At 59.1% G+C, this 20,644-nt stretch carries 23 protein-coding genes; 11 read left to right on the forward strand and 12 right to left on the reverse strand.

Translation table 11 applies throughout. From position 1 onward, the window contains the following. Positions 1-24: 24 nt before the first annotated feature. From fahA to ACR0C9_RS17610, 5 genes are all read left to right on the forward strand, one after another. Positions 25-1,281, forward strand: coding sequence for a fumarylacetoacetase (gene fahA, locus ACR0C9_RS17590; protein WP_480781582.1), 1,257 nt, complete (start codon positions 25-27; stop codon positions 1,279-1,281). 217 nt (positions 1,282-1,498) lie between these two features. Next, complete coding sequence (locus ACR0C9_RS17595; protein ID WP_480781583.1) at positions 1,499-3,109, forward strand: FAD-dependent oxidoreductase; 1,611 nt, start codon at positions 1,499-1,501, stop codon at positions 3,107-3,109. Positions 3,110-3,114: 5 nt separating this feature from the next. Continuing rightward, on the forward strand, positions 3,115-3,312 hold the full coding sequence (locus ACR0C9_RS17600; RefSeq protein WP_480781584.1) for a DUF2783 domain-containing protein: 198 nt from the start codon (positions 3,115-3,117) through the stop codon (positions 3,310-3,312). A gap of 24 nt (positions 3,313-3,336) precedes the next feature. Then, complete coding sequence (gene maiA / locus ACR0C9_RS17605) at positions 3,337-3,978, forward strand: maleylacetoacetate isomerase (protein WP_480781585.1); 642 nt, start codon at positions 3,337-3,339, stop codon at positions 3,976-3,978. A gap of 84 nt (positions 3,979-4,062) precedes the next feature. Beyond that, positions 4,063-4,398 carry a DOPA 4,5-dioxygenase family protein gene (locus ACR0C9_RS17610; RefSeq protein ID WP_480781586.1) on the forward strand — a complete coding sequence of 112 codons (336 nt, stop codon included), beginning with the start codon at positions 4,063-4,065 and terminating at the stop codon, positions 4,396-4,398. On the opposite strand, the gene ACR0C9_RS17615 is transcribed toward ACR0C9_RS17610, so the two are convergent. After that, positions 4,395-6,020: an acyl-CoA synthetase gene (locus ACR0C9_RS17615; RefSeq protein WP_480781587.1), complete on the reverse strand. Its 1,626-nt coding sequence runs from the start codon at positions 6,018-6,020 to the stop codon at positions 4,395-4,397. The genes ACR0C9_RS17610 and ACR0C9_RS17615 overlap by 4 nt on opposite strands. A gap of 219 nt (positions 6,021-6,239) precedes the next feature. Between ACR0C9_RS17615 and ACR0C9_RS17620 the strand changes: the two genes are divergently transcribed. After that, a complete protein-coding gene (locus ACR0C9_RS17620; RefSeq protein ID WP_480781588.1) occupies positions 6,240-7,631 on the forward strand; it encodes an aminotransferase family protein in 1,392 nt (463 codons plus the stop codon). Positions 7,632-7,768: 137 nt separating this feature from the next. Here the strand turns inward: ACR0C9_RS17620 and ACR0C9_RS17625 are convergent, their stop codons facing one another. After that, positions 7,769-8,074: a YciI family protein gene (locus ACR0C9_RS17625; protein ID WP_170454790.1), complete on the reverse strand. Its 306-nt coding sequence runs from the start codon at positions 8,072-8,074 to the stop codon at positions 7,769-7,771. Here ACR0C9_RS17625 and ACR0C9_RS17630 point away from each other — a divergent pair. Next, positions 8,061-9,035 (forward strand): LysR family transcriptional regulator, encoded by a 975-nt coding sequence (locus ACR0C9_RS17630; protein ID WP_480781589.1) that lies wholly within the window; start codon positions 8,061-8,063, stop codon positions 9,033-9,035. The two genes, ACR0C9_RS17625 and ACR0C9_RS17630, sit on opposite strands and share 14 nt — an antisense overlap. Positions 9,036-9,172: 137 nt before the next feature. Here ACR0C9_RS17630 and rplT read toward each other — a convergent pair whose 3' ends face one another. The 5 genes from rplT to pyk form a co-directional block, all read right to left on the reverse strand. Beyond that, complete coding sequence (rplT, locus tag ACR0C9_RS17635) at positions 9,173-9,538, reverse strand: 50S ribosomal protein L20 (RefSeq protein ID WP_008756009.1); 366 nt, start codon at positions 9,536-9,538, stop codon at positions 9,173-9,175. Between the two features lie 14 nt (positions 9,539-9,552). Further along, positions 9,553-9,753, reverse strand: a complete 201-nt coding sequence (gene rpmI / locus ACR0C9_RS17640) for a 50S ribosomal protein L35 (RefSeq protein WP_010443552.1) — start codon at positions 9,751-9,753, stop codon at positions 9,553-9,555. Between the two features lie 182 nt (positions 9,754-9,935). Next, positions 9,936-11,486, reverse strand: a complete 1,551-nt coding sequence (locus tag ACR0C9_RS17645; RefSeq protein ID WP_170520119.1) for an alanine/glycine:cation symporter family protein — start codon at positions 11,484-11,486, stop codon at positions 9,936-9,938. 11 nt (positions 11,487-11,497) lie between these two features. Beyond that, positions 11,498-11,935: a universal stress protein gene (locus tag ACR0C9_RS17650; RefSeq protein WP_170737574.1), complete on the reverse strand. Its 438-nt coding sequence runs from the start codon at positions 11,933-11,935 to the stop codon at positions 11,498-11,500. A gap of 244 nt (positions 11,936-12,179) precedes the next feature. Beyond that, complete coding sequence (gene pyk / locus ACR0C9_RS17655; protein ID WP_170520116.1) at positions 12,180-13,625, reverse strand: pyruvate kinase; 1,446 nt, start codon at positions 13,623-13,625, stop codon at positions 12,180-12,182. Positions 13,626-13,753: 128 nt separating this feature from the next. Between pyk and ACR0C9_RS17660 the strand changes: the two genes are divergently transcribed. The 3 genes from ACR0C9_RS17660 (at position 13,754) to ACR0C9_RS17670 (ending at position 15,193) form a co-directional block, all read left to right on the forward strand. Next, positions 13,754-14,491, forward strand: coding sequence for an N-formylglutamate amidohydrolase (locus tag ACR0C9_RS17660; protein WP_170624315.1), 738 nt, complete (start codon positions 13,754-13,756; stop codon positions 14,489-14,491). Between the two features lie 69 nt (positions 14,492-14,560). Continuing rightward, positions 14,561-14,800: a DUF6868 family protein gene (locus tag ACR0C9_RS17665; protein ID WP_480781590.1), complete on the forward strand. Its 240-nt coding sequence runs from the start codon at positions 14,561-14,563 to the stop codon at positions 14,798-14,800. A gap of 78 nt (positions 14,801-14,878) precedes the next feature. Beyond that, on the forward strand, positions 14,879-15,193 hold the full coding sequence (locus tag ACR0C9_RS17670; protein WP_170454804.1) for a DUF1244 domain-containing protein: 315 nt from the start codon (positions 14,879-14,881) through the stop codon (positions 15,191-15,193). Positions 15,194-15,238: 45 nt separating this feature from the next. On the opposite strand, the gene ACR0C9_RS17675 is transcribed toward ACR0C9_RS17670, so the two are convergent. The 3 genes from ACR0C9_RS17675 to dgcN all read right to left on the reverse strand — a co-directional run bounded on the left by ACR0C9_RS17675 (position 15,239) and on the right by dgcN (position 18,153). Further along, on the reverse strand, positions 15,239-16,099 hold the full coding sequence (locus ACR0C9_RS17675) for a D-amino-acid transaminase (RefSeq protein WP_170624317.1): 861 nt from the start codon (positions 16,097-16,099) through the stop codon (positions 15,239-15,241). Positions 16,100-16,109: 10 nt separating this feature from the next. After that, the gene (gene dgcA, locus ACR0C9_RS17680) at positions 16,110-17,075 is read right to left on the reverse strand and encodes an N-acetyl-D-Glu racemase DgcA (protein ID WP_480781591.1); all 966 of its coding nucleotides are present in this window, start codon (positions 17,073-17,075) and stop codon (positions 16,110-16,112) included. A gap of 76 nt (positions 17,076-17,151) precedes the next feature. Beyond that, positions 17,152-18,153, reverse strand: coding sequence for an N-acetyltransferase DgcN (gene dgcN, locus ACR0C9_RS17685; RefSeq protein WP_170454810.1), 1,002 nt, complete (start codon positions 18,151-18,153; stop codon positions 17,152-17,154). A 295-nt stretch (positions 18,154-18,448) separates the two neighbouring features. Here dgcN and ACR0C9_RS17690 point away from each other — a divergent pair, with 295 nt between their 5' ends. Continuing rightward, entirely contained in the window at positions 18,449-19,411 is a 963-nt protein-coding gene (locus ACR0C9_RS17690; RefSeq protein ID WP_170454812.1) for an L-malyl-CoA/beta-methylmalyl-CoA lyase, read from the forward strand. A gap of 35 nt (positions 19,412-19,446) precedes the next feature. On the opposite strand, the gene ACR0C9_RS17695 is transcribed toward ACR0C9_RS17690, so the two are convergent. Further along, positions 19,447-20,025, reverse strand: coding sequence for a PA14 domain-containing protein (locus ACR0C9_RS17695; protein WP_170454814.1), 579 nt, complete (start codon positions 20,023-20,025; stop codon positions 19,447-19,449). A gap of 117 nt (positions 20,026-20,142) precedes the next feature. Further along, positions 20,143-20,595, reverse strand: coding sequence for an Lrp/AsnC family transcriptional regulator (locus ACR0C9_RS17700; RefSeq protein WP_480585212.1), 453 nt, complete (start codon positions 20,593-20,595; stop codon positions 20,143-20,145). Between the last annotated feature and the right edge of the window lie 49 nt (positions 20,596-20,644).

Here is a 20,644-nt window from a genome sequence, read left to right on the forward strand (position 1 = left end):
TCGGGTCAGATATTTGGAGACAACATGCCATTGATGAAATCCTGGGTGACTTCGGCCAACGATCCGTCCCACCCGTTTCCGCTGAACAACCTGCCCTATGGGGTGTTTTCCGCCAGCGATGAGGAGCCCCGCTGCGGTGTTGCTATCGGCGATATGATCTTCGACATCACAACGGCCGAACACGAAGGGCTGATCGCGTTGAGCGATGAACCTCTGTTCGACCTGCCCTTTTGGAACCCTTTGATGGAACAAGGCCCCGCTGTCTGGACCGCGCTGCGCAACCGTCTGGTGGATTTGTTGTCCGAGGGTTCACAGGAACAGGGCGCCGTCGAACCGCTGCTGGTCGCGCAGGCCGACGCCGTACTGCATATGCCCTTCGCAGTCAGCGAATACACCGATTTCTACGCGGGCCGCCACCACGCCTTCAACGTCGGCACCATGTTCCGGGGGCCGGAAAACGCGCTGCCGCCCAACTGGCTGCACCTGCCCATCGGGTATAACGGCCGTGCTTCATCCGTGGTGGTCTCGGGCACAGACATACGTCGCCCGTGGGGCCAGTTGAAATCCCCCGATCAGGAGTTGCCCGCTTTCCTGCCCAGCCGCCGCTTTGATATCGAGCTCGAGATGGGCGCCATCGTCGGCACCCCGTCCGACGGCCCGATCTCGGTCCAGCAGGCGGATGACCATATCTTCGGCTACGTCCTGCTGAATGACTGGTCAGCCCGCGATATTCAGGCGTGGGAGTATCAGCCCCTCGGTCCCTTTCAGGCCAAGGCCACGGCAACCTCGATCAGCCCATGGATTGTCACCAAAGCCGCGCTGGAACCATTCCGGTGCGACACGCCGGAGCGCGAGTTCGAACTGCTGGACCACCTGAATGACTGCGGCCCGATGCTGTATGATCTGGATCTTGAGGTCACGCTTGCCCCCGAAGGTCAGACCGCAACCACCATCGCGCGAACCAATTACAAGGAAATGTACTATTCCGCCGCGCAGCAACTGGCGCATCACACGACCTCGGGCTGCCCTATGAACACGGGCGATCTGCTGGGATCCGGCACGATCTCAGGGCCCGAAAAGAAAAATCGCGGCTCGCTGCTGGAGCTAAGCTGGGGCGGAAAAGAGCCCATGACGCTGGACACCGGAGAAACCCGATCCTTTATCGAAGACGGCGACACGCTGACCCTGAAAGGCAATGCCAAAGGGGACGGGTTCACAATCGGCTTCGGGGATTGCACCGGCACCGTTCTGCCCGCTCTGGAAAACCCTTACAAAACATAACGCTGCAGGCTTCATCTTTTCAAAAATACTCCCGCCGGAGGCGTCCGACATGCGCCACCGGCAACTCGGCGCGGGACCTCGCGACACGACCCGGGGCATTCTGCCGCATTTGATCCAGATCGTTTTGCGCCACCGGAATCGATGAGACGATGCCCCCAATACCCGCCAGCAACAGTCTCGGCGCGGGTCATCGACAGATCAGGATTGGGGGTTGCCCATGAACAAGATATTCGACTTTCCGCTTTACGCCTATGAGCGCAGTCCGGATCAGGATTCCGCTGTTCCGACCCGTCACAAGGTCATTGTGGTCGGGGCGGGTCCGGTCGGGTTGGCCGCCGCCATCGATCTGGCGCAACATGGCGTCGAGGTTGTAGTTCTGGACGAAAACGACAAGGTCAGTTTCGGCAGCCGCGCCATCTGTTTCTCGCAGCGCACCCTGGATATCGCCAACCGGCTGGGATGTGCGCGCCCGATTTTGGACAAGGGCGTGCAATGGGATCAGGGCAAGGTCTTCTTTGACACGCGCGAGGTTTATACCTTCGACGTCCAACCCGAAAAAGGCGCGGCCAACCCAGCCTTTGTCAATCTGCAGCAATATTATCTGGAAGAATTCCTGGTGGCGCGCGTGCGCGACTTGCAGGCCAGCGGCGCGCCGATCGACCTGCGGGGCGGCAACAAGGTCGAAGCCATTGGCACCCATGACGATCACGTCCGGCTGGAAGTCGCAACGCCCGAAGGCCCCTATGTCGTCGAGGCCGACTGGCTGATTGCCTGCGACGGGGCCAAATCTCCGACCCGGCAGATGCTGGGCATCGATTTCGACGGGCGCGTGTTCGAGGATAACTTCCTGATCGCCGATGTGATCATGGAGGCTGATTTCCCGTCCGAGCGCTGGTTCTGGTTTGACCCACCGTTCAATCGTGGCCAATCCGCACTGTTGCACAAGCAGCCAGACAATGTCTGGCGGATCGATCTGCAATTGGGCAACGACATTGATCCCGAAACAGAAAAACGCCCCGAAAACGTGATCCCGCGCCTAAAGGCGATGTTGGGGGATGAGGTTGAGTTTCAGCTTGAATGGGTCTCGATCTACACATTCCAGTGCCGCCGGATGGAGAGTTTCCGCAAAGATCGGGTTCTGTTTGCCGGTGACAGCGCGCATCAGGTCAGCCCGTTTGGCGCAATGGGCGCCAATTCCGGCATTCAGGACATCGACAACCTGTGCTGGAAGCTGAAACTTGTGATGGACGGCAAGGCCCCCGAAACTCTGTTGGACAGCTATGTCGGTGAACGGGCGCAGGGCGCGGATGAAAACCTGCGCAAATCCAGCCAGTCCACGGAATTCATCACGCCCAAGTCCGACATGTCCCGCCTGTTGCGCGATGCCGTGCTGGACCTGAGCGAGGTCTATGACTTCGCACGCCCGCTGGTGAATTCAGGCCGTTTGAGCCGGCCGTGCACTTATGACGGGTCCGCGCTGAACTCGGCCGATGCGTTGGATGGGCCAGCGCTTACCCGTCCGGGCTCGGCCTGTCCGGATGTGCCGTTGGGCGATGGGTTCTTGTTGCCAAAACTAACAGACGGATTCGCCCTGCTGACGATTGATGCCGAAGCGCCCGAGACACTCGAAGTAGACGGGATCGAGGTCACGCGTCTGGCACTGTCGGTCAAAGACGATCCGTCGCTGGCGCTGAAACGCGCCTTTCTGGGCAATGCGACCGGCGCGGTTTATCTGATCCGCCCCGATCAGCACATCGCTGCGCGCCGCGACAGTTTCGAAGAAAACGCATTCCGGCAGGCCATTCGCCGCGCCTGTGGTAAGGAGTAAGCAAGATGACGGATGTAACCCTGACCCCGAACCTTGACGACCCGGATGCGTTCTATGCCGATCTTCTGGCCGCCCATGACGGTCTGGACAAGGCAGACAGCGATGCGCTGAATGCACGGCTGGTGTTGGTCTTGGCCAATCATATCGGTGATGGCACAGTGCTGTCGCAGGCAATCCGGGCGGCAACGCTCAAAGGGTCCTGACAAGCCGCTTATTGGGGGATCCGCGTGACTGGCACTGTTCTTTATGACTACTGGCGGTCCTCGGCCAGTTACCGCGTGCGGATCGCCCTGAACCTCGCCGGGATAGCCTACCGTGCCGTTTCGGTTGATTTGACCAGCGCCGAGCAGCGCTCGGACACCCATCTGGCCCGCAACCCGCAAGGGCTTGTACCTGTGCTCGAGATTGATGGCGCGCGTCTGACCCAGTCACTGGCCATTATCGAGTATCTGGATCAGACCCGTGGGCTGCGCCTCTTGCCTGACGACCCGGCCGAGCGTGCCAAGGCGCAAGCATTGGCGCACAGCATTGCCATCGATATTCATCCGGTCTGCAACCTGTCCGTGGCACAGTACGCCACGCAACTCAGCGGCGGCATCGACGGTATGCCGGGCGATTGGATGAAACGATTTATCCGGCCTGGTCTGCTGGCGTTTGAGGCTCTGCTGGGCGGGTTCCAGCAAGCCCCCTATAGCACCGGGTCCCGGCCCGGACTGGGCGATCTGTGTCTGATCCCACAGCTTTACAACGCGCGCCGCTGGCAAGTGGATCTGTCGGATATGCCGCGCCTGCTGGACGTCGAGGCCGCCTGCGCAACCCTCCCGGCTTTTCAGGCCGCGCACCCGGACCAGCACCAGCCGGAAGCCTAGCGCACATATTCTGTGTACGCGTACAGGTATCAATCGCCCCGGTACGCTCATACCTTGACGCAACCCGTCAAGAATGAGGTCCCGATGCCCCAGATCACCGGCTACCACGCGCATGTCTATTTCGACGCGCAGACGCAAGACACCGCCCAGCGCATCTGCGAAGAGGCCGCGCGCCTGTTCCCCGTGCAGAAGGGCCGCATGCACGCCCGCAATGTTGGCCCGCACCCCCGCTGGAGTTGCCAGTTGGGCTTTGCCGCCGACGCATTCGATCAGGTCATCCCGTGGCTGATGCTCAACCGGCAAGGCCTGACCGTATTCACCCATCCCGAAACCGGAGATCACCTGGCCGATCACCGCGACCATGCGTTTTGGATGGGAGAGCTGTTGGAACTGGACCTGTCGATTTTCGACAAAGCCTAACCCAACGTGCGCGCCTGATCCCGCAATACAAATTTTTGGATCTTGCCGGTGGATGTCTTGGGCAATGCGCCGAACACCACTGTCTTGGGCGCTTTGAAATGGGCCATGTTGTCCCGGCAGAACGCAATCAACTCGGCCTCGGTCGCGGATGTGTCGGGTTTGAGTTCCACAAAGGCACACGGCGTTTCGCCCCATTTGTCATCGGGGCGTGCCACCACGGCGGCCTCCATCACCGCCGGATGCTTATATAGGATGCCCTCCACTTCGACGGACGAGATATTTTCGCCCCCCGAAATGATGATATCCTTGGACCGGTCCTTGATGGCGATATAGCCATCCGGATGCATCACCCCCAAATCGCCTGAGGCAAACCATCCGCCGTTGAAGGCCGCGTCGGTGGCGTCGGGATTTTTCAGATACCCCTTCATCACCACATTGCCCTGCATGAATATCTCACCCATCGTCTCGCCATCAGAAGGCACCGGCTGCAAGGTATCGGGGTCGGCGACCATCAGCCCGGACAGCGCGGTATAGCGCACCCCCTGCCGTACTTTCAGAACAGCGCGTTCCTCGGGGCTTTTGTCATTCCATTCCTCTTTCCACGCACAGACGACCGAGGGGCCGTAGGTTTCCGTCAGGCCGTAGGCATGAGTCACCTCGACGCCCATCGCCTCCATCGCTTCGATCACGGCGGCGGGCGGCGGGGCGCCTGCGGTCATCACCTTGATCTGGTGCTCGAAGTCCTTCAGATGATCCGGCGCGTGGGCCAGCATGTTCAGCACAATCGGCGCGCCGCAGAAATGGGTCACTTTCTCGTCCCGGAATGCGGCATAAATCGGCTCGGCCCGGACCGCGCGCAGGCAGACCGAAACACCTGCATTGGCCGCCATTGCCCAGGGGAAGCACCAGCCGTTGCAGTGAAACATCGGCAAGGTCCAAAGATAGACCGAATGCTTGGGCATATCCCAGTCCAGCAGGTCCGACTGCGCGTTCAGCGCCGCCCCCCGGTGATGGTAGACGACGCCTTTCGGGTTGCCCGTCGTGCCCGAGGTGTAGTTCAGCGTGATCGCATCCCATTCATCGGCAGGTAGTGACCAGTCGAACTCCGGGTCACCCTCGGACAGCAGAGTGTCATAGGTCAGATCGCCCAGACGCTCACCGCCCTCGAAACTCGGGTCTTCAATGTCCACGACCAGTAGATCGTGATCGACCTGTTGCAACGCCTCTTTGACCACAGCCGAGAATTCAGGATCGACCAGCAGCACCTTGGCCTCGGCATGGTTTAGGATGAAGGCGATGATGGCCGCATCCAGCCGCGTATTGATCGCGTTCAGAACCGCGCCAGCCATGGGGATGGCAAAATGCGCCTCGTAAAGCTCGGGGATATTGGCCGCGATGATCGACACTGTATCCCCGCGCCCGATCCCCCGCGCGGACAGCGCACCCGCCAAACGGCGGCAGCGTGAATAGGTTTCGGCCCATGTATAGCGACGTTCGCCATACACGACCGAGGGGTAATCGGGGTAAACCTGAGCGGTGCGTTCGATAAAGCTCAGCGGTGACAAGGGCGTGTAATTCGCTCGGCACTTGTCCAGATGATCGTCATATATGCTGGCTGACATCGGCTATCTCCCCATAAACCGTTTGGGCGACTTGATCACAAAGTCGCCATCCTGACAAATCCGTAAAACTACGACACCGATCCCGTCTGGCAATAAGGTATGATATGATCTGGCCCTATCTCAAACTGGCCATTCGCGGTGTTCTGGATTATCTCAAACACCCGACCGGGCGTGGCAGGTCCATGACCCGCGCGAAGCACTTCATTGAAAGGACTTGTCATGGACGGCACGTTCAACGAAAACGATCTTTCCCACGTGGTCGAAGCCGACCGCGCCCACGTCTGGCACCACCTGATCCAGCACAAACCCTTTGAAACCAACGATCCACGCATCATTGTCGAGGGCAAAGGCATGCGTGTCTGGGATCAGAAGGGTAAAGAACACTTGGACGCTGTTTCAGGCGGGGTCTGGACCGTCAACGTCGGCTATGGCCGCGAGTCCATCGCGAAAGCGGTTTACGATCAGCTGATGAAGCTGTGCTATTTCGCGAACTCGGCGGGCTCGATTCCCGGGTCGATCTTTGCCGAAAACCTGATCGACAAGATGCCCGGCATGAGCCGCGTATATTACACCAACTCAGGCTCGGAAGCGAACGAGAAAGCCTTCAAGATGGTGCGCCAGATCGCGCATAAGCGCTATGGCGGCAAGAAGACCAAGATCCTGTATCGCGACCGCGACTATCATGGCTCGACCCTGGCAACCATGTCGGCAGGCGGTCAGGACGAGCGCACCGCGCAATACGGTCCTTTCGCACCTGATTTCGTGCGCGTTCCGCACTGCATGGAATACCGCAAGCACGAGCTGGACGGCGCACCCGAAGAGAATTTCGGCGAATGGGCTGCCAATCAGATCGAACAGGTCATTCTGCGCGAAGGTCCCGACACAGTGGGTGCCCTGTGCCTTGAGCCGGTAACCGCTGGAGGCGGCGTGATCGAAGCGCCCGAGGGCTACTGGCCGCGCGTGCAGGAAATCTGCAAGAAATACGACGTGCTGCTGCATATCGATGAGGTGGTCTGCGGCGTGGGCCGCACCGGCACCTGGTTCGGCTATCAACAATATGGCATCAAGCCGGACTTCGTGACCATGGCAAAAGGTGTTGCCTCGGGCTATGCGGCGATTGCCTGCATGGTCACCACCGAGGAAGTCTTTGACATGTTCAAGGATGACATCTCGGACCCGATGAACTACTTCCGCGATATCTCGACCTTTGGCGGTTGCACAGCGGGTCCGGCGGCGGCGGTCGAGAACATGCGCATCATTCAGGATGAGAACCTGCTGGTAAACTGTTCGGCCATGGGCGACCGGATGATGGGCAACCTTCAGGCGCTGATGGAAAAGCACAAAGTCATCGGCGACGTGCGCGGCAAGGGCCTGTTCCTGGGCGCTGAACTGGTCGCGGATCGTGGCACCAAGGAGCCGGTGGACGAGAAGCTGGCTCAGGCCGTTGTCGCTGACTGCATGGCGCAGGGCGTGATCATCGGCGTCACCAACCGCTCGATCCCGAGCCGCAACAACACGCTGTGCTTCTCACCCGCGCTGATCGCGACTGCGGATGACATCGATCAGATCACCGACGCGGTTGATGGTGCACTGGGACGTGTGTTCGGGTAAGATACCGCTGCAAAGCAACTATGAAAACCGGCGCCTACTGCGCCGGTTTTTTTGTTTTGATGGCCGATATGCGGACAAAGTGAGCTTTCGCTGTGGCTACGCCAATGTTTACTATACGCTTTTTAAGCGCTTAAGCCTCAGCTCGGATGGATCAACCGCGCACCGTCAACATAGACCTGTTTCCATTTTATGATCGAATACGATTTCCTGAGACCAGTCGGCCAGAACGGGTCATCATGCACCAGTTGATCGACTTCGTCCTCTGTGCCTGCTTCCACAATCCATAAACCGTCGCGCCCTTGACCTTCGGCGTCGGACAAAGGGCCAGCAGCCTCGATCTTGTCTGCGTTCTGCTCAAGGAAATCGAGGTGCTTAACCATGTGCGTTTTGCGGATATCAGGATCAGCGTCTGGTGCGTCTTCAAACAGGATGATGAACTTCAATTGTTTTCTCCTACAGATTTGTGAAATCATAGTTGCCACATCGAAATCGAAGATTGAGTCAGTAATACTGGAGATTTACTCTGCAAAAATGCAGAGTCATGATTGGAATGATCTAAAGTATCTTTTGGCGCTTCATCGCGAAGGAAAACTGACCGAAGCAGGGCGGACGGTTGGCGTCAGCGATACAACGGTAGCACGCCGAATAAAAACGCTTGAAGAGGCTTTGGCTACGACCCTTTTCTTGCGTAGCGCAAATGGGCGGTTCGAACCGACGGACGCTGCGTTGCGCATTCTGTCACACGCCGAGAAAATCGAGACGAGTCACGCTGCGATAAGCGCAATTTCAGGCGAAAGCACAAACAAGGTTACCGGTTCCGTACGTCTGAGCGCGGTGCCTGTTATCGTGAACCGTTTTCTGGTGCCTCATCTTCCTCTTTTGACCCGCCTCCATCCAGACCTCAGCGTCGAGCTTGTTCCGCGTGCGGACAATCTGAACTTGTCCAAGCGTGAGGCCGATCTATCAGTTCGCTTTGCACGTCCATCTGATGGGGGTCTACGCACCAAAGCGCAAAAGCTGGGCGAGATTTCATTCGTTGCCTGTGCTGCAAGTTTTGTCTCACCGGAGCAATGTGCGAAATTGGGTTGGATCACCTACGACGAGGCACATTCTCGCCAGCCGCAGGCGCGTTGGCTTGAAAGGACCGCGAGGTCAGAACACCTGCGTGCGGGTTTGCGAGTAATGGACGTTGAGACGGCGATTCAGGCCGTAGCGGCGGGAATTGGAAAAACGCTACTTCCAAGAGCAATCGTATTGTCCGATTCAAGATTTCGAGTAATCGAGCCAAAAAACTGCGCCAAGCTTCCGAGAAGGGAAGTTTGGATGTTGTCGCATGCGGATCAGACATCAAGAGCGTCGTTTACAGCAGCCAAAGAGTGGTTGATTGGTCTGAACTGGCAATGACGCACGGTTCAAAAGCGGCCATTCATGCAAGGCGAAGCATGTGTCACGTTGGGCTCGAAACCGACATCCCTCCTACCTAAAACAAAAAAGCCGCCCCAAATGGGACGGCCCTTTTTTCACTGTCTCTTTTCAGAGGATCAGGCAGCCAGAGCGGCCTGTGCTTTGGCGACGATCGCGCCGAACGCTTCCGGTTCGTGCACGGCCAGGTCGGCCAGAACTTTGCGGTCCACTTCGATACCGGCCAGGTTCAGGCCGTTGATGAAGCGGGAATATGTCAGTGCTTCGTCATGGCTACGCACAGCCGCGTTGATACGCTGGATCCACAACGCGCGGAAGTTGCGCTTGCGGTTCTTGCGGTCGCGGGTTGCGTACTGGTTGGCCTTGTCGACGGCCTGACGGGCAACCTTGAAGGTGCTCTTGCGGCGGCCATAGTAACCTTTGGCGGCCTTGATGACCTTCTTGTGACGGGCGTGAGTTACGGTTCCACCTTTAACGCGGGACATCTCTTAATCTCCTCTTAGCGGTCGTAGGGCATGTAGCCCTTGACGATCTTGGCGTCGGGGGCGGACAGGGTGGTGTTGCCACGGGCGTCGCGGATGAATTTCTTGGTTCGCTTGATCATGCCGTGCCGTTTGCCGGCCTGGCCAGCAAGGACCTTACCGGTCGCAGTCACCTTGAAGCGCTTTTTGGCGCTCGACTTGGTCTTCATCTTAGGCATTTCCGTCTCCTTTTTCGGGTTCGGTTTCAGACGCGACTCGGCATGCCATCTCGGCCGGTCACGCGATCAGAAGCGCCGTTTACGCAAGTTCGGTCATACTGGCAAGGGGGTTCGGGCCAGAATCTGCGATTTTCGCAGGCTGGCAGCGTACCGGGGCGACAAAGGCCGCCCCGGTCGTTGGATCAGTGTTCGAATTTGCGGATCTCGCCGCTTTTCAAACGTTCCGCGTAAGACGCCAGTTCCTGACGCACCACTTTCATCAGGAAGTACAGCGCAAAGACGTTCACAACCGCCATGGCAAAGATCGCCGCATCCGAGAAGTCGATGACCGGGCCAAGATTGGCCGCCGCACCGATCACCACGAAGATGCAGAAGATGATCTTGAACACCAGTTCCTTGGTGTGGCCTTCGCCGAACAGATAGGTCCAGGCCTTGAGGCCGTAATAGGACCAGCTGATCATGGTCGAGAACGCAAACAACACCACGGCAATCGCCAGGATGAACGGGAACCAGCTGAAGGCGCTGCCGAAGGCCGCCGAAGTCAGGCTGACGCCCGAGTTGCCGTCGACGGTGGCGATGGCATTGCCTGCCTCGTTCAGCATGTAGTTGCCGGTTGCCGGATCAACGATCAGCTGCTGGGTGATGATGATCACCAGCGCCGTCATGGTACAGATCACAACGGTATCGATGAAAGGCTCAAGCAGCGACACGAAGCCTTCGGTGATCGGTTCCTTGGTCCGCACAGCCGAGTGTGCAATCGCAGCCGAACCAACGCCTGCTTCGTTCGAGAACGCCGCACGGCGGAAGCCCTGGATCAGCGCGCCAACCATGCCGCCAGCAACACCGAGGCCCGTGAAGGCGCCAGCAAAGATCTGGCCAAAGGCCCAGCCGATCTGATCCGCGTGCATGATGATGATGACCAATGCGGCCAGCACATACATGACACCCATGAACGGCACGACCTTCTCGGTCACCCGCGCGATGGATTTCAGGCCACCTACGATGACGGCAAAGACGATGGCCGCAAAGACCAGACCGGTGATCCAGCCCGGATAGTCCCCGACGATGCCTGCAATCTGCTGATGCGCCTGATTGGCCTGGAACATGTTGCCCCCGCCCAGCGCGCCAAGGATACAGAAGATCGAGAACAGAACCGCCAGAATCTTACCACCCGGCAGGCCCAGTTCGGCAAAGCCCTTGGACATATAGTACATCGGGCCACCCGAAACGGTGCCGTCTTCGTATTCGTTGCGGTATTTCACACCCAGCGTACATTCGGTGAATTTCGACGCCATGCCCAAAAGGCCCGCGACGATCATCCAGAAGGTCGCGCCCGGTCCGCCGATCCCAATGGCAACGGCCACACCGGCAATGTTGCCCAGACCGACCGTACCCGACAGGGCTGTGGCCAGAGCCTGAAAGTGACTGACCTCACCCGCATCGTTCGGGTCGGAATAGTCACCTTTGACCAGGCTGATAGAGTGCCCGAAGAACCGAAACTGAACAAAAGCAAAATAAAGCGTGAACACGGTCGCCGCGACCACCAGCCAGCCGACGATCCACGGGAACCCGGTTCCCGGGAACGGCGCGAAGATAAAGCTGACAAACGGCCCGGTCGCATCGGCGAAGGCCTGATTGATCTTGTCGTCCAGGCCCGGAGCCTCTTGGGCCGTTGCCGCACCTGCCACCAGCATTGATACGACAAGAAGACTGAGATATTTGAAGGTTTTCATTTTCTACCCCCTTAGTTCACAACAGTGACTGGCACGTCGGCATGCATCACCAGATTCTGCGTGGCGCTGCCAAACAGCCGCTTCTTGATGCCGTCAGCCGAAGCGCGGCCAACCACAATCTGCGATCCGCCGTTTTCGACAGTGATCTTGTTCAGCGTCTCGGCCACGTCTCCGTGCCGCACGACGCCATGCGCCTGGAATCCGGCCGCATTCAACGCGTCCACAGCAGGGGTCACGATGCGGGTTGTTGCCAGCTCGACCTCTTCCTCGCGCCGTTTGTGGCGTTGTGCGTTTTCTTCAGGGGTTTGGAATGTGTACGGGGACCATTCGATCACATAAGCGACCAAAAGCTCGCACGTATTCAGCCGTCCCGCCAGGTCTTTGGCGAAGGCCAATGCGCGCTCTCCGGTTTCTGTCCCGTCCAGTCCTATGACAATTTTCGCTGTCATCTCGTTCCTCCGTTTTCGTTGTTATCCGGGGCCCGTGCCCCCGGCAGAGCAGCCGGAACTTGGAACTTGTGAATTTGACTGCCCTTAGGGTCTTTATCCGAAATTTCCATCAGAAAATGAAATCTATTCTGCAAAATTCGCCCCAAGCGGTCAAATTTCGCTTAAAAATCAGCGATATTCGCGTGGTGAAACAAGCCCGCCCGGCATGATGCGGGGCGGGTTATGAGGGTGATTTGTGTCGGGCTTATTCGGGATCGGTGCTGTAGATCAGCCGTTCGTCACATGGTGCAACCCGCAGAATGTTTGTCGTGCCGGGGACGTTAAAGGGCACGCCGGCGGTTACGACGATCTGGTCGCTTTCCGTTGCAAATCCACCGGCCCGCGCGGCGCGTGCGGCGTTGACCACGGCCCCCTTGAACCGTTGCAACTCGGGCGTCATCACGCAGTTGCAGCCCCAGCTCAGGCACAGCCTGCGCGCCGTGCCCATCTGGGATGTCATGGCAATGATCGGCACACCGGGTCGCTCGCGCGCGGTCAATGAGGCTGTGGTGCCGCTTTGGGTAAAGCAGCAGATTGCTTTGATGTCCGTTTTCTCGGCGATTTCGCGGGCGGCTGCGACAATGCCATCCGCGACGGTCGTGCCCTTGGCCGTGCGCGAGGCGGCGATGATCTGCACATAGGTCGGGTCGGCCTCGACCTCGATGGCGACCTTGTTCATGGTCTGAACCGCTTCGATCGGGTACGAGCCTGCGGCAGATTCCGCGCTCAGCATGATTGCATCGGTCCCCTCATAGATCGCGGTCGCCACATCCGAGACCTCGGCGCGGGTGGGCATCGGGCTTTCGATCATGCTTTCCAGCATCTGAGTGGCGACGATGACCGGCTTGGCAGCGCCGCGGCACTTGCGCACCAGACGTTTCTGGATCGGAGGCACCGCCGAGACCGGCAGTTCCACGCCCAGATCGCCACGCGCGACCATGATCCCGTCCGAGGCATCCAGAATATCGTCAAAGGCCTGCACGGCGGCGGGCTTTTCGATCTTCGACAGGATCGCGGCGCGGCCATCCGCCAGCGCGCGCGCCTCGAACACATCCTTGGCGCGCTGAACAAAGCTCAGCGCCAGCCAATCAACGCCCAGCTGGCAGACAAATTCCAGATCGTCGCGATCCTTGGCCGACAAAGCGGCCAGCGGCAACACAACGTCAGGCACGTTCACACCTTTGCGGTTCGAGATGGTGCCACCAATCTCAACCGTGCAATTGGCATAGTCCTGCCCACAATCATTGACGATCAGGCGAATCTTTCCGTCATTGACCAGCAGCCGCGCACCGGGTTCGAGGGCGGCAAAAATCTCGGGGTGCGGCAGGCAGACACGGGCCGCATCCCCGGCCTGTGGGTCAAGGTCCAGTCGGAACGCGGCACCCTCTTCCAGTTCCTCAGCGTCGTTGGCAAATACGCCGACGCGCAGTTTGGGGCCCTGCAAGTCGGCCAGAATCGCAATCGGGCTGTCCAGATCCTTTTCCACCTGACGGATAATGCGATGCCGTTCGCGGATCTCGTCATGGCTGCCGTGGCTCATGTTCAGGCGAAACACATCCGCCCCGGCCTCGTGCAGGGCACGAATGGTATCATAGTCGTTGGACGCCGGTCCCAGCGTCGCCACAATTTTCACATTTCTAAGGCGTCGCATTGGTCTTGCTCTCCTCAATCCCACGGTGTTAGGGCAATGTTACCGCAAACATTGCCTTGGCTGCTTATTGCGCAATTCCCTTTCCGAAGCAACTGCCATACACCTGCGGCAAACTTGATGACAGGCTTATGACGTACACTCCGTTCTTTATCCACGGCGAGGATCGCCCGTCCCGCTGGCTGATCACCTGCGACCACGCAACCAATACCGTTCCGCCCGATGTGGGTGACGGCGACCTCGGCCTGCCGCGTGAAGATATGGAGCGTCACATCGCCTATGATGTCGGTGCCTATGAGGTATCGAAACATCTGGGCGAAATCCTGAATGCGCCGGTGATCGCCGCCAATTTCTCGCGCCTGGTGATCGACCCGAACCGGGGTGAGGATGACCCGACCCTGCTGATGAAGCTGTACGACGGCTCGATCATACCGGGCAACCGCCACGCCGATGCGGCCGAGCGCGAGCGTCGCCTGAACATGTGCTACCGCCCGTATCATGAGGCACTTGGGCGGTTGGCCGCCCTGCCCCATGCGGTTGTCGTGTCGATGCATTCCTTCACCCGCCAACTGCGTGGCCGCGACCCACGGCCCTGGCACATTGGCGTGCTGCACACCCCGGACAAGCGATTCGCGGGCCCGTTGATCGACCGGTTAAGGGCCGAGGACGACCTGTGCGTCGGCGTGAACGAGCCCTATACCGGGGTCCTGCCCGGTGACGCGATTGACAAGCATTGCACAACACATGGCCGCCCCAACGCCCTGATCGAGCTGCGCAATGATCTGATCGCAGATCACGTCGGGCAACGGGAATGGGCCGAGCGGCTGGCAGTTGTCCTGACGGATGCGCTGGAGGAAAGCGACCTTTAGCCTCAGATCCTCAACGGGTATTCCACTCCTGATCCTGGCTCCCCATATAATGAAGGAAAGGAGGCAGGTATGACTCAAGAGTTCCTGACAAGCTTCTTTGGCTGGATGGCGGTGCTGAATATCGCCATTCTGTTGTTCACCACCGTGATGATCGTCCTGATGCAGGACTGGATCGCCGGTATTCACAGTCGAATGTTCCAGATGGACCGCGCGGATGTGAAACAGGCGTATTTCCGGTATCTCGCCAATTACAAGATCCTCACCCTGATCTTCTGCATCATCCCGTGGCTGGCCCTGAAACTGGTCTGACATCCTGTTTATTGAAACATCCCCACCGGACCGCTAGGTCAGGTGTGACACGCACCAGAACCACCCGGAGCCAGACTTATGGACAAGCAAACCGAAATCGAACTTCAGGCCGCCGCCTTCCGCCGGTTGCAGCAGCACCTGATGGAAGACCGCACGGACGTACAAAACATCGACATGATGAACCTGGCCGGGTTCTGCCGAAATTGCCTGTCGCGCTGGTATCAGGAAGCGGCCAATGAAAAGGGCATCGAAATGGGCAAGGACGAGGCGCGCGAAATTTTCTACGGCATGACCATGGATGAGTGGAAAGCCAACTATCAGACCGAGGCCAGCCCCGAGAAACAGGCCGCCTTCAAGGTCGCCTTCGAGGAAAACGTCACCAAGAAAGGCTGACGCCCCCAAAACGAATAAGGCCCGCCGGATTGGCGGGCCTTTTCTTTAGATCGCCGCTTTACGGCTTTCGTCCAGATAAATCTCGCGCAGACGCTTTGCGACCGGGCCGGGCGTCCCGTCGCCCAGCGTCACGCCGTCAATCTCGATCACCGGCATGACAAAGGCGCTGGCCGAGGTGGTAAAGGCTTCGTCCGCCTCTTTGGCCTCGTCGATGGTGAACAGACGCTCTTCGATTTCCATCTGCGCCTCAGCCGCCATGCGCAGCACTGCCTTGCGGGTGATGCCGTGCAGAATGTCGTTGGACAGCGGGCGGGTAACGATCTTGCCGTTCTTGACGAAAAAGGCGTTGTTGCTGGTGCCTTCGGTCACATAGCCATCCTCGATCAGCCAGGCATCGTCGCAGCCCGCTTTCTTGGCCATCATCTTGCCCATCGACGGGTAGAGCAGCTGCACGGTCTTGATGTCGCGGCGGCCCCAACGCAGGTCATCAATCGAGATGATCTTGGCACCTTTCTTGGCCGCCGGGCTATCCGCCAGACCCGGCTTGTTCTGCGTGAACAGAACGAGGCTGGGCTTGGTATCCACCGACGGGAACACAAAATCACGGTCGCCATCCGATCCACGGCTGACCTGCAGATACACCAGACCTTCCTCGATGCCGTTCAATTCCACCAGCTTGCGGTGAATTTCCAGCAGCTCTTCCTTGGAGCACGGCTCGGCCATCTCCAGCTCATCCAAGGACCGCTTGAGGCGCACGGCGTGGCCTTCGAAATCGATCAGCTTGCCGTCCAGAATGCTGGTCACTTCGTAAACGGCGTCCGCAAACAGATAACCACGGTCAAAGATCGAAACCTTGGCTTCGGTCTCGGGCAGGTATTCGCCATTCACATAAACGGTGCGAGTCATGTATCTCTCCTTAGCCCCAAAGTGCCGCCATGGGCGGGTGCACTCCGGCATCATCAAATGTCAGCGGTGTCGCGCGGTCTTCGGCCAACAACAGCGGGCCGTCAAGGTCCATTACCATCGCGCCCTGCGCCAGCAATGTCGCAGGGGCCATCGCCAGTGAACTGCCGACCATGCAGCCGACCATCACGCGATAGCCCTCGGCCAGCGCCTGTTCCCGCAGGGCCAGCGCCTCGGTCAGACCACCGGTCTTGTCCAGCTTGATGTTGACCACATCATACTTGCCCTTCAGCTTGGGCAGGCTGGTCCGGTCATGGCAGGATTCATCGGCACAGACAGGCACCGGACGCTCCATCCCGATCAGCGCGTCATCCTGTCCGGCGGGCAGAGGCTGCTCGACCAGCGCCACACCCAGACGCACCAGATGCGGCGCCAGATCGGCGTAAACCTCAGCCGACCAGCCTTCGTTCGCATCCACGATGATCTTGGCATCCGGCGCACCCGCGCGCACGGCTTCCAGCCGAGGCATGTCGTCCGGGGTGCCCAGCTTGATCTTCAGCAACGGGCGATGCGCATTCTCGGCCGCCTGCTTCTGCATCGCCTCAGGCGTATCCAGCGACAGGGTATAGGCCGTGATCTCAGGCCCCGGCACCGGCAATCCGGCCAGATCCCAGGCGCGCTTGCCCGCTCGCTTGGCCTCAAGATCCCACAGCGCACAATCCACCGCGTTCCGCGCCGCACCGGCTGGCAGCAGATCCATCAGCGCCTGACGCGTGAACTCCGCAGGCAACCCGGCAATCTCGGCCTCAACGGACTCAAGCGTCTCATCATACCGCGCATAGGGCACACATTCGCCCCAGCCTTCATGCGCCCCATCCGACAGCCGTACCGTCAGCACCTTTGCCTCGGTCCGCGACCCGCGCGAGATGGTGAACACCTGCGCCAGCCGGAAAACATCACGAGAGACGTCAATCTGCACGCGCACGCTCCTTCTTCTCGTTCAAAATACGGCCGCCGGAGGCGGATCAACACCCGCCTCCGGCGCGCCGTTCAGATCACAGCGCGGCCAGCGCGTCTACCAGTTTACCGGCACCAAAACGGTACGGGTCGGTGGCGGGCAGGCCCATTTCGGCCTCGACCTTGGCGATATAGGCCTTCGCCTCATCCTCGCTCAGGTGCTGGGTGTTGATCGACACGCCGACCACCTGACAGTCCGGGTTTGCAACCCGTGCCAGCGGCAATGCGGTGTCGCGCAGCTGCGGCAGCGTCGGCACAGAATACTCGGGCAGACCACGCATATGCGTCCGGGTGGGTTCATGGCACAGGATCAGGGCATCCGGCTGGCCGCCGTGGATCAGGGCCATGGTGACGCCGGAATACGAGACATGGAACAACGAGCCCTGCCCTTCGATGTGATCCCAGTGATCCTCATCATTCTCAGGCGTCAGATATTCCACCGAGCCTGCCATGAAGTCTGCAACGACGGCGTCCAGAGGCACGCCCTGACCGGTGATCAGAATACCGGTCTGACCAGTGGCGCGGAATGTCGACTTCATGCCACGGTTGCGCATTTCGGCGTCCATGGACATGGCGGTATACATCTTACCGGCAGAACAGTCGGTTCCAACGGCAAGGCAGCGCTTGCCGCTGCGCTTTTTGCCGTTTGCGATCGGGTAGCCGACGGTCGGTACGCGAACGTCGTGCAATGTGCAGCCATGAGTCTGCGCCGCTGCAACCAGATCACCCTCGTCCCGCAGCAGGTTGTGCAGGCCCGACGCCAGATCATAGCCCATTTCCAGCGCAGCGATAAGAACCTCTTTCCAGGCCTGGCTGATCACGCCGCCACGGTTCGCAACACCAATAACCAGGGTCTTGGCACCGGCGGCCTTGCCTTCTTCAAGCGTCATGTCGGTCATGCCCAGGTCGGCCTTGCAGCCGTCCATCCGCAATTGGCCAACGGCGTTCTCGGGACGCCAGTCCCGGATTCCGATTGCAACTTTGGCGGCCAGTTGGTCGGGCGCATCGCCCAAAAACAGCAGGTACGGTGTCTCGATCATTGCGGTCACTCCTTTGATTCCGACGCAAAGTAGACAAGCGCCAATACGAGCGCTTCGCGTTTTCACCGCCTAACCCCACACAGCACGCGAGGTTTTTGCGCCGTGTTCTCTGACTGCGCAAAAATATTCGAAGTTTTCAAACTGATTAAACTTTAATCACCCTTACTTCGCAGTCGAAACTGCGATTTCTGCACGCGCATTGCCGCAGGCGCACAATCCCGCTTGCGCTGATCTACGTAATTTAATACCTCAATCGAGAGAAAAATCGCAATTTCCTTACCCACAAGAGGCCCCGATGAGTTTCCGCATTCAACCCGCCGCCCCGGCCCGCCCCAATCGCTGCCAATTGTTCGGCCCCGGATCGAACACCAAGCTGTTCCCCAAGATGGCAGCATCGGCCGCAGACGTGATCAATCTGGACCTCGAGGACTCGGTTGCCCCATCTGACAAGGACGCCGCCCGCGCAAATGTCATCGAAGCGTTGAACACCATCGACTGGGGTGGTAAGTATATGTCGGTGCGGATCAATGGGCTGGACACACCCTATTGGTACCGCGATGTCGTTGACGTTCTGGAACAGGCGGGCGACCGGCTGGACCAGATCATGATCCCCAAGGTCGGTTGCGCGGCAGATGTCTACGCCGTGGACGCGCTGGTTACTGCTATCGAGCGCGCCAAGGGCCGGACCAAGCCGATCTCGTTCGAAGTGATTATCGAATCCGCTGCAGGTATCGCCCATGTCGAAGAAATCGCCGCGTCCTCGCCCCGTATGCAAGCCATGAGCCTTGGTGCTGCGGATTTTGCAGCCTCGATGGGGATGCAGACCACTGGCATCGGCGGAACGCAGGAAAACTATTACATGCTGCGCGAGGGTGAAAAGCACTGGTCCGATCCGTGGCACTGGGCGCAGGCCGCCATCGTCGCCGCCTGCCGCACGCACGGCGTTCTGCCGGTAGACGGGCCGTTCGGCGATTTCTCGGATGACGAAGGCTATATCGCGCAGGCCAAACGCTCGGCCACGCTGGGTATGGTTGGCAAATGGGCGATCCACCCCAAACAGATCGCTTTGGCCAATCAGGTCTTCACCCCGTCGGATGAAGCCGTCTCGGAAGCGCGCGAGATTCTGGCCGCGATGGAACAGGCCAAGGCCAATGGCGAAGGGGCCACAGTTTACAAAGGCCGTCTTGTCGACATCGCCTCAATCAAACAGGCCGAAGTCATCGTGGCGCAGGCCGAGCTGATAGCGGCCAACGGCTGACCAGATTGAAAAAGGCGCCAGATCTGGCGCCTTTTTTACCGGCCAAACACGTTGTTTGGCGTCCAGGTGAACCGATCACCCTGCTTGCCCCATTTCATCATCAGGCAGGATGTGCCGTATTTCTGGAAATACTTGATCTTCAGCGGATACCACCCGGCTTGTGGGACCTCGACCGCTGTTCTTTGGTTGGCCTCACAGCCCTGACGCCCGTTGACATAACCGATCTGTTGCCCGCCAACCCAGGCGTCGATGCCGTCATTCGACCAGGTTTCCAGTTCATACACACCCGGTGAATCGAACCGGATATAGCCCGAAACTTCAGCCGCCACGTTATAGGCTTCGTTGAACGTCAGAACCGGATCGCCTTCGGAGGTATCGCGATAGTCCAATCCCCGCAAAGGTTGACCGGGCTTTGCCTTCTTCAGCAAAAAGTCCACTTTGGACAGGTTCTGGATTTTGCGCGGCGGGTTCCCCTCCCACGCGTATTTGACGTCCAGCCCTGCCTTTGGACTGGGCTGAGGGCTTGCAGGCTGCAGTTTCAGCGGCGCCGCCAGAGCAGCCCCGGCGATCAAAACGGCGGCTGCCGCAATCGCACCTGTACGAAAGAGTTTCATCATCATCTCCCTGTGTGCGCCGCGTTTGTTTGGTATTTTGGTCTACGGCATCATTAACGTCACACTAGGATGTGAATTTTTACCCTGCAAGAGCGTGAATCTTCACAATGTGGCCGCTCAGGCCCGCAAATCCTTGGGCGACCCCATAACCACATAGGACGTGATCGAGGTGACATGGGGCAGCGTTCCCAGCACATCGGTATGGAAGGTCTTATAGGATGGAAGGTCGGCGCATTCGACGCGCAGCAGGTATTCGATCGTGCCGGTGATGTTGTGGCATTCGACCACTTCGGGCGCGCGCTGCAAGGCCCGTTCAAACCCTTCCTGCGCGGCCTTGGTATGTTCGCCCAGCCCAACGCCGATATAGGCCACAAACCCCTTGCCCAGCGCGACGGGGTCCAAAACGGCGCGGTAACCGGTGATCACTCCTGCCCTTTCCAATTCCTGCACCCGGCGCAGACAGGCAGAGGGGGACAGGCCCACGCGGTCAGCCAGTTCCAGATTGCTGATCCGCCCATCTGCGGTCAGCGCACGCAATATATCGCGGTTTATCTGATCCATCTTGGTCATTAATTGTGAAAATAAACAAGATGCGCACCAAAACGCAATTTCATTTGCC

The sequence above is a fragment of the Ruegeria sp. C12 genome, assembly GCF_056537745.1.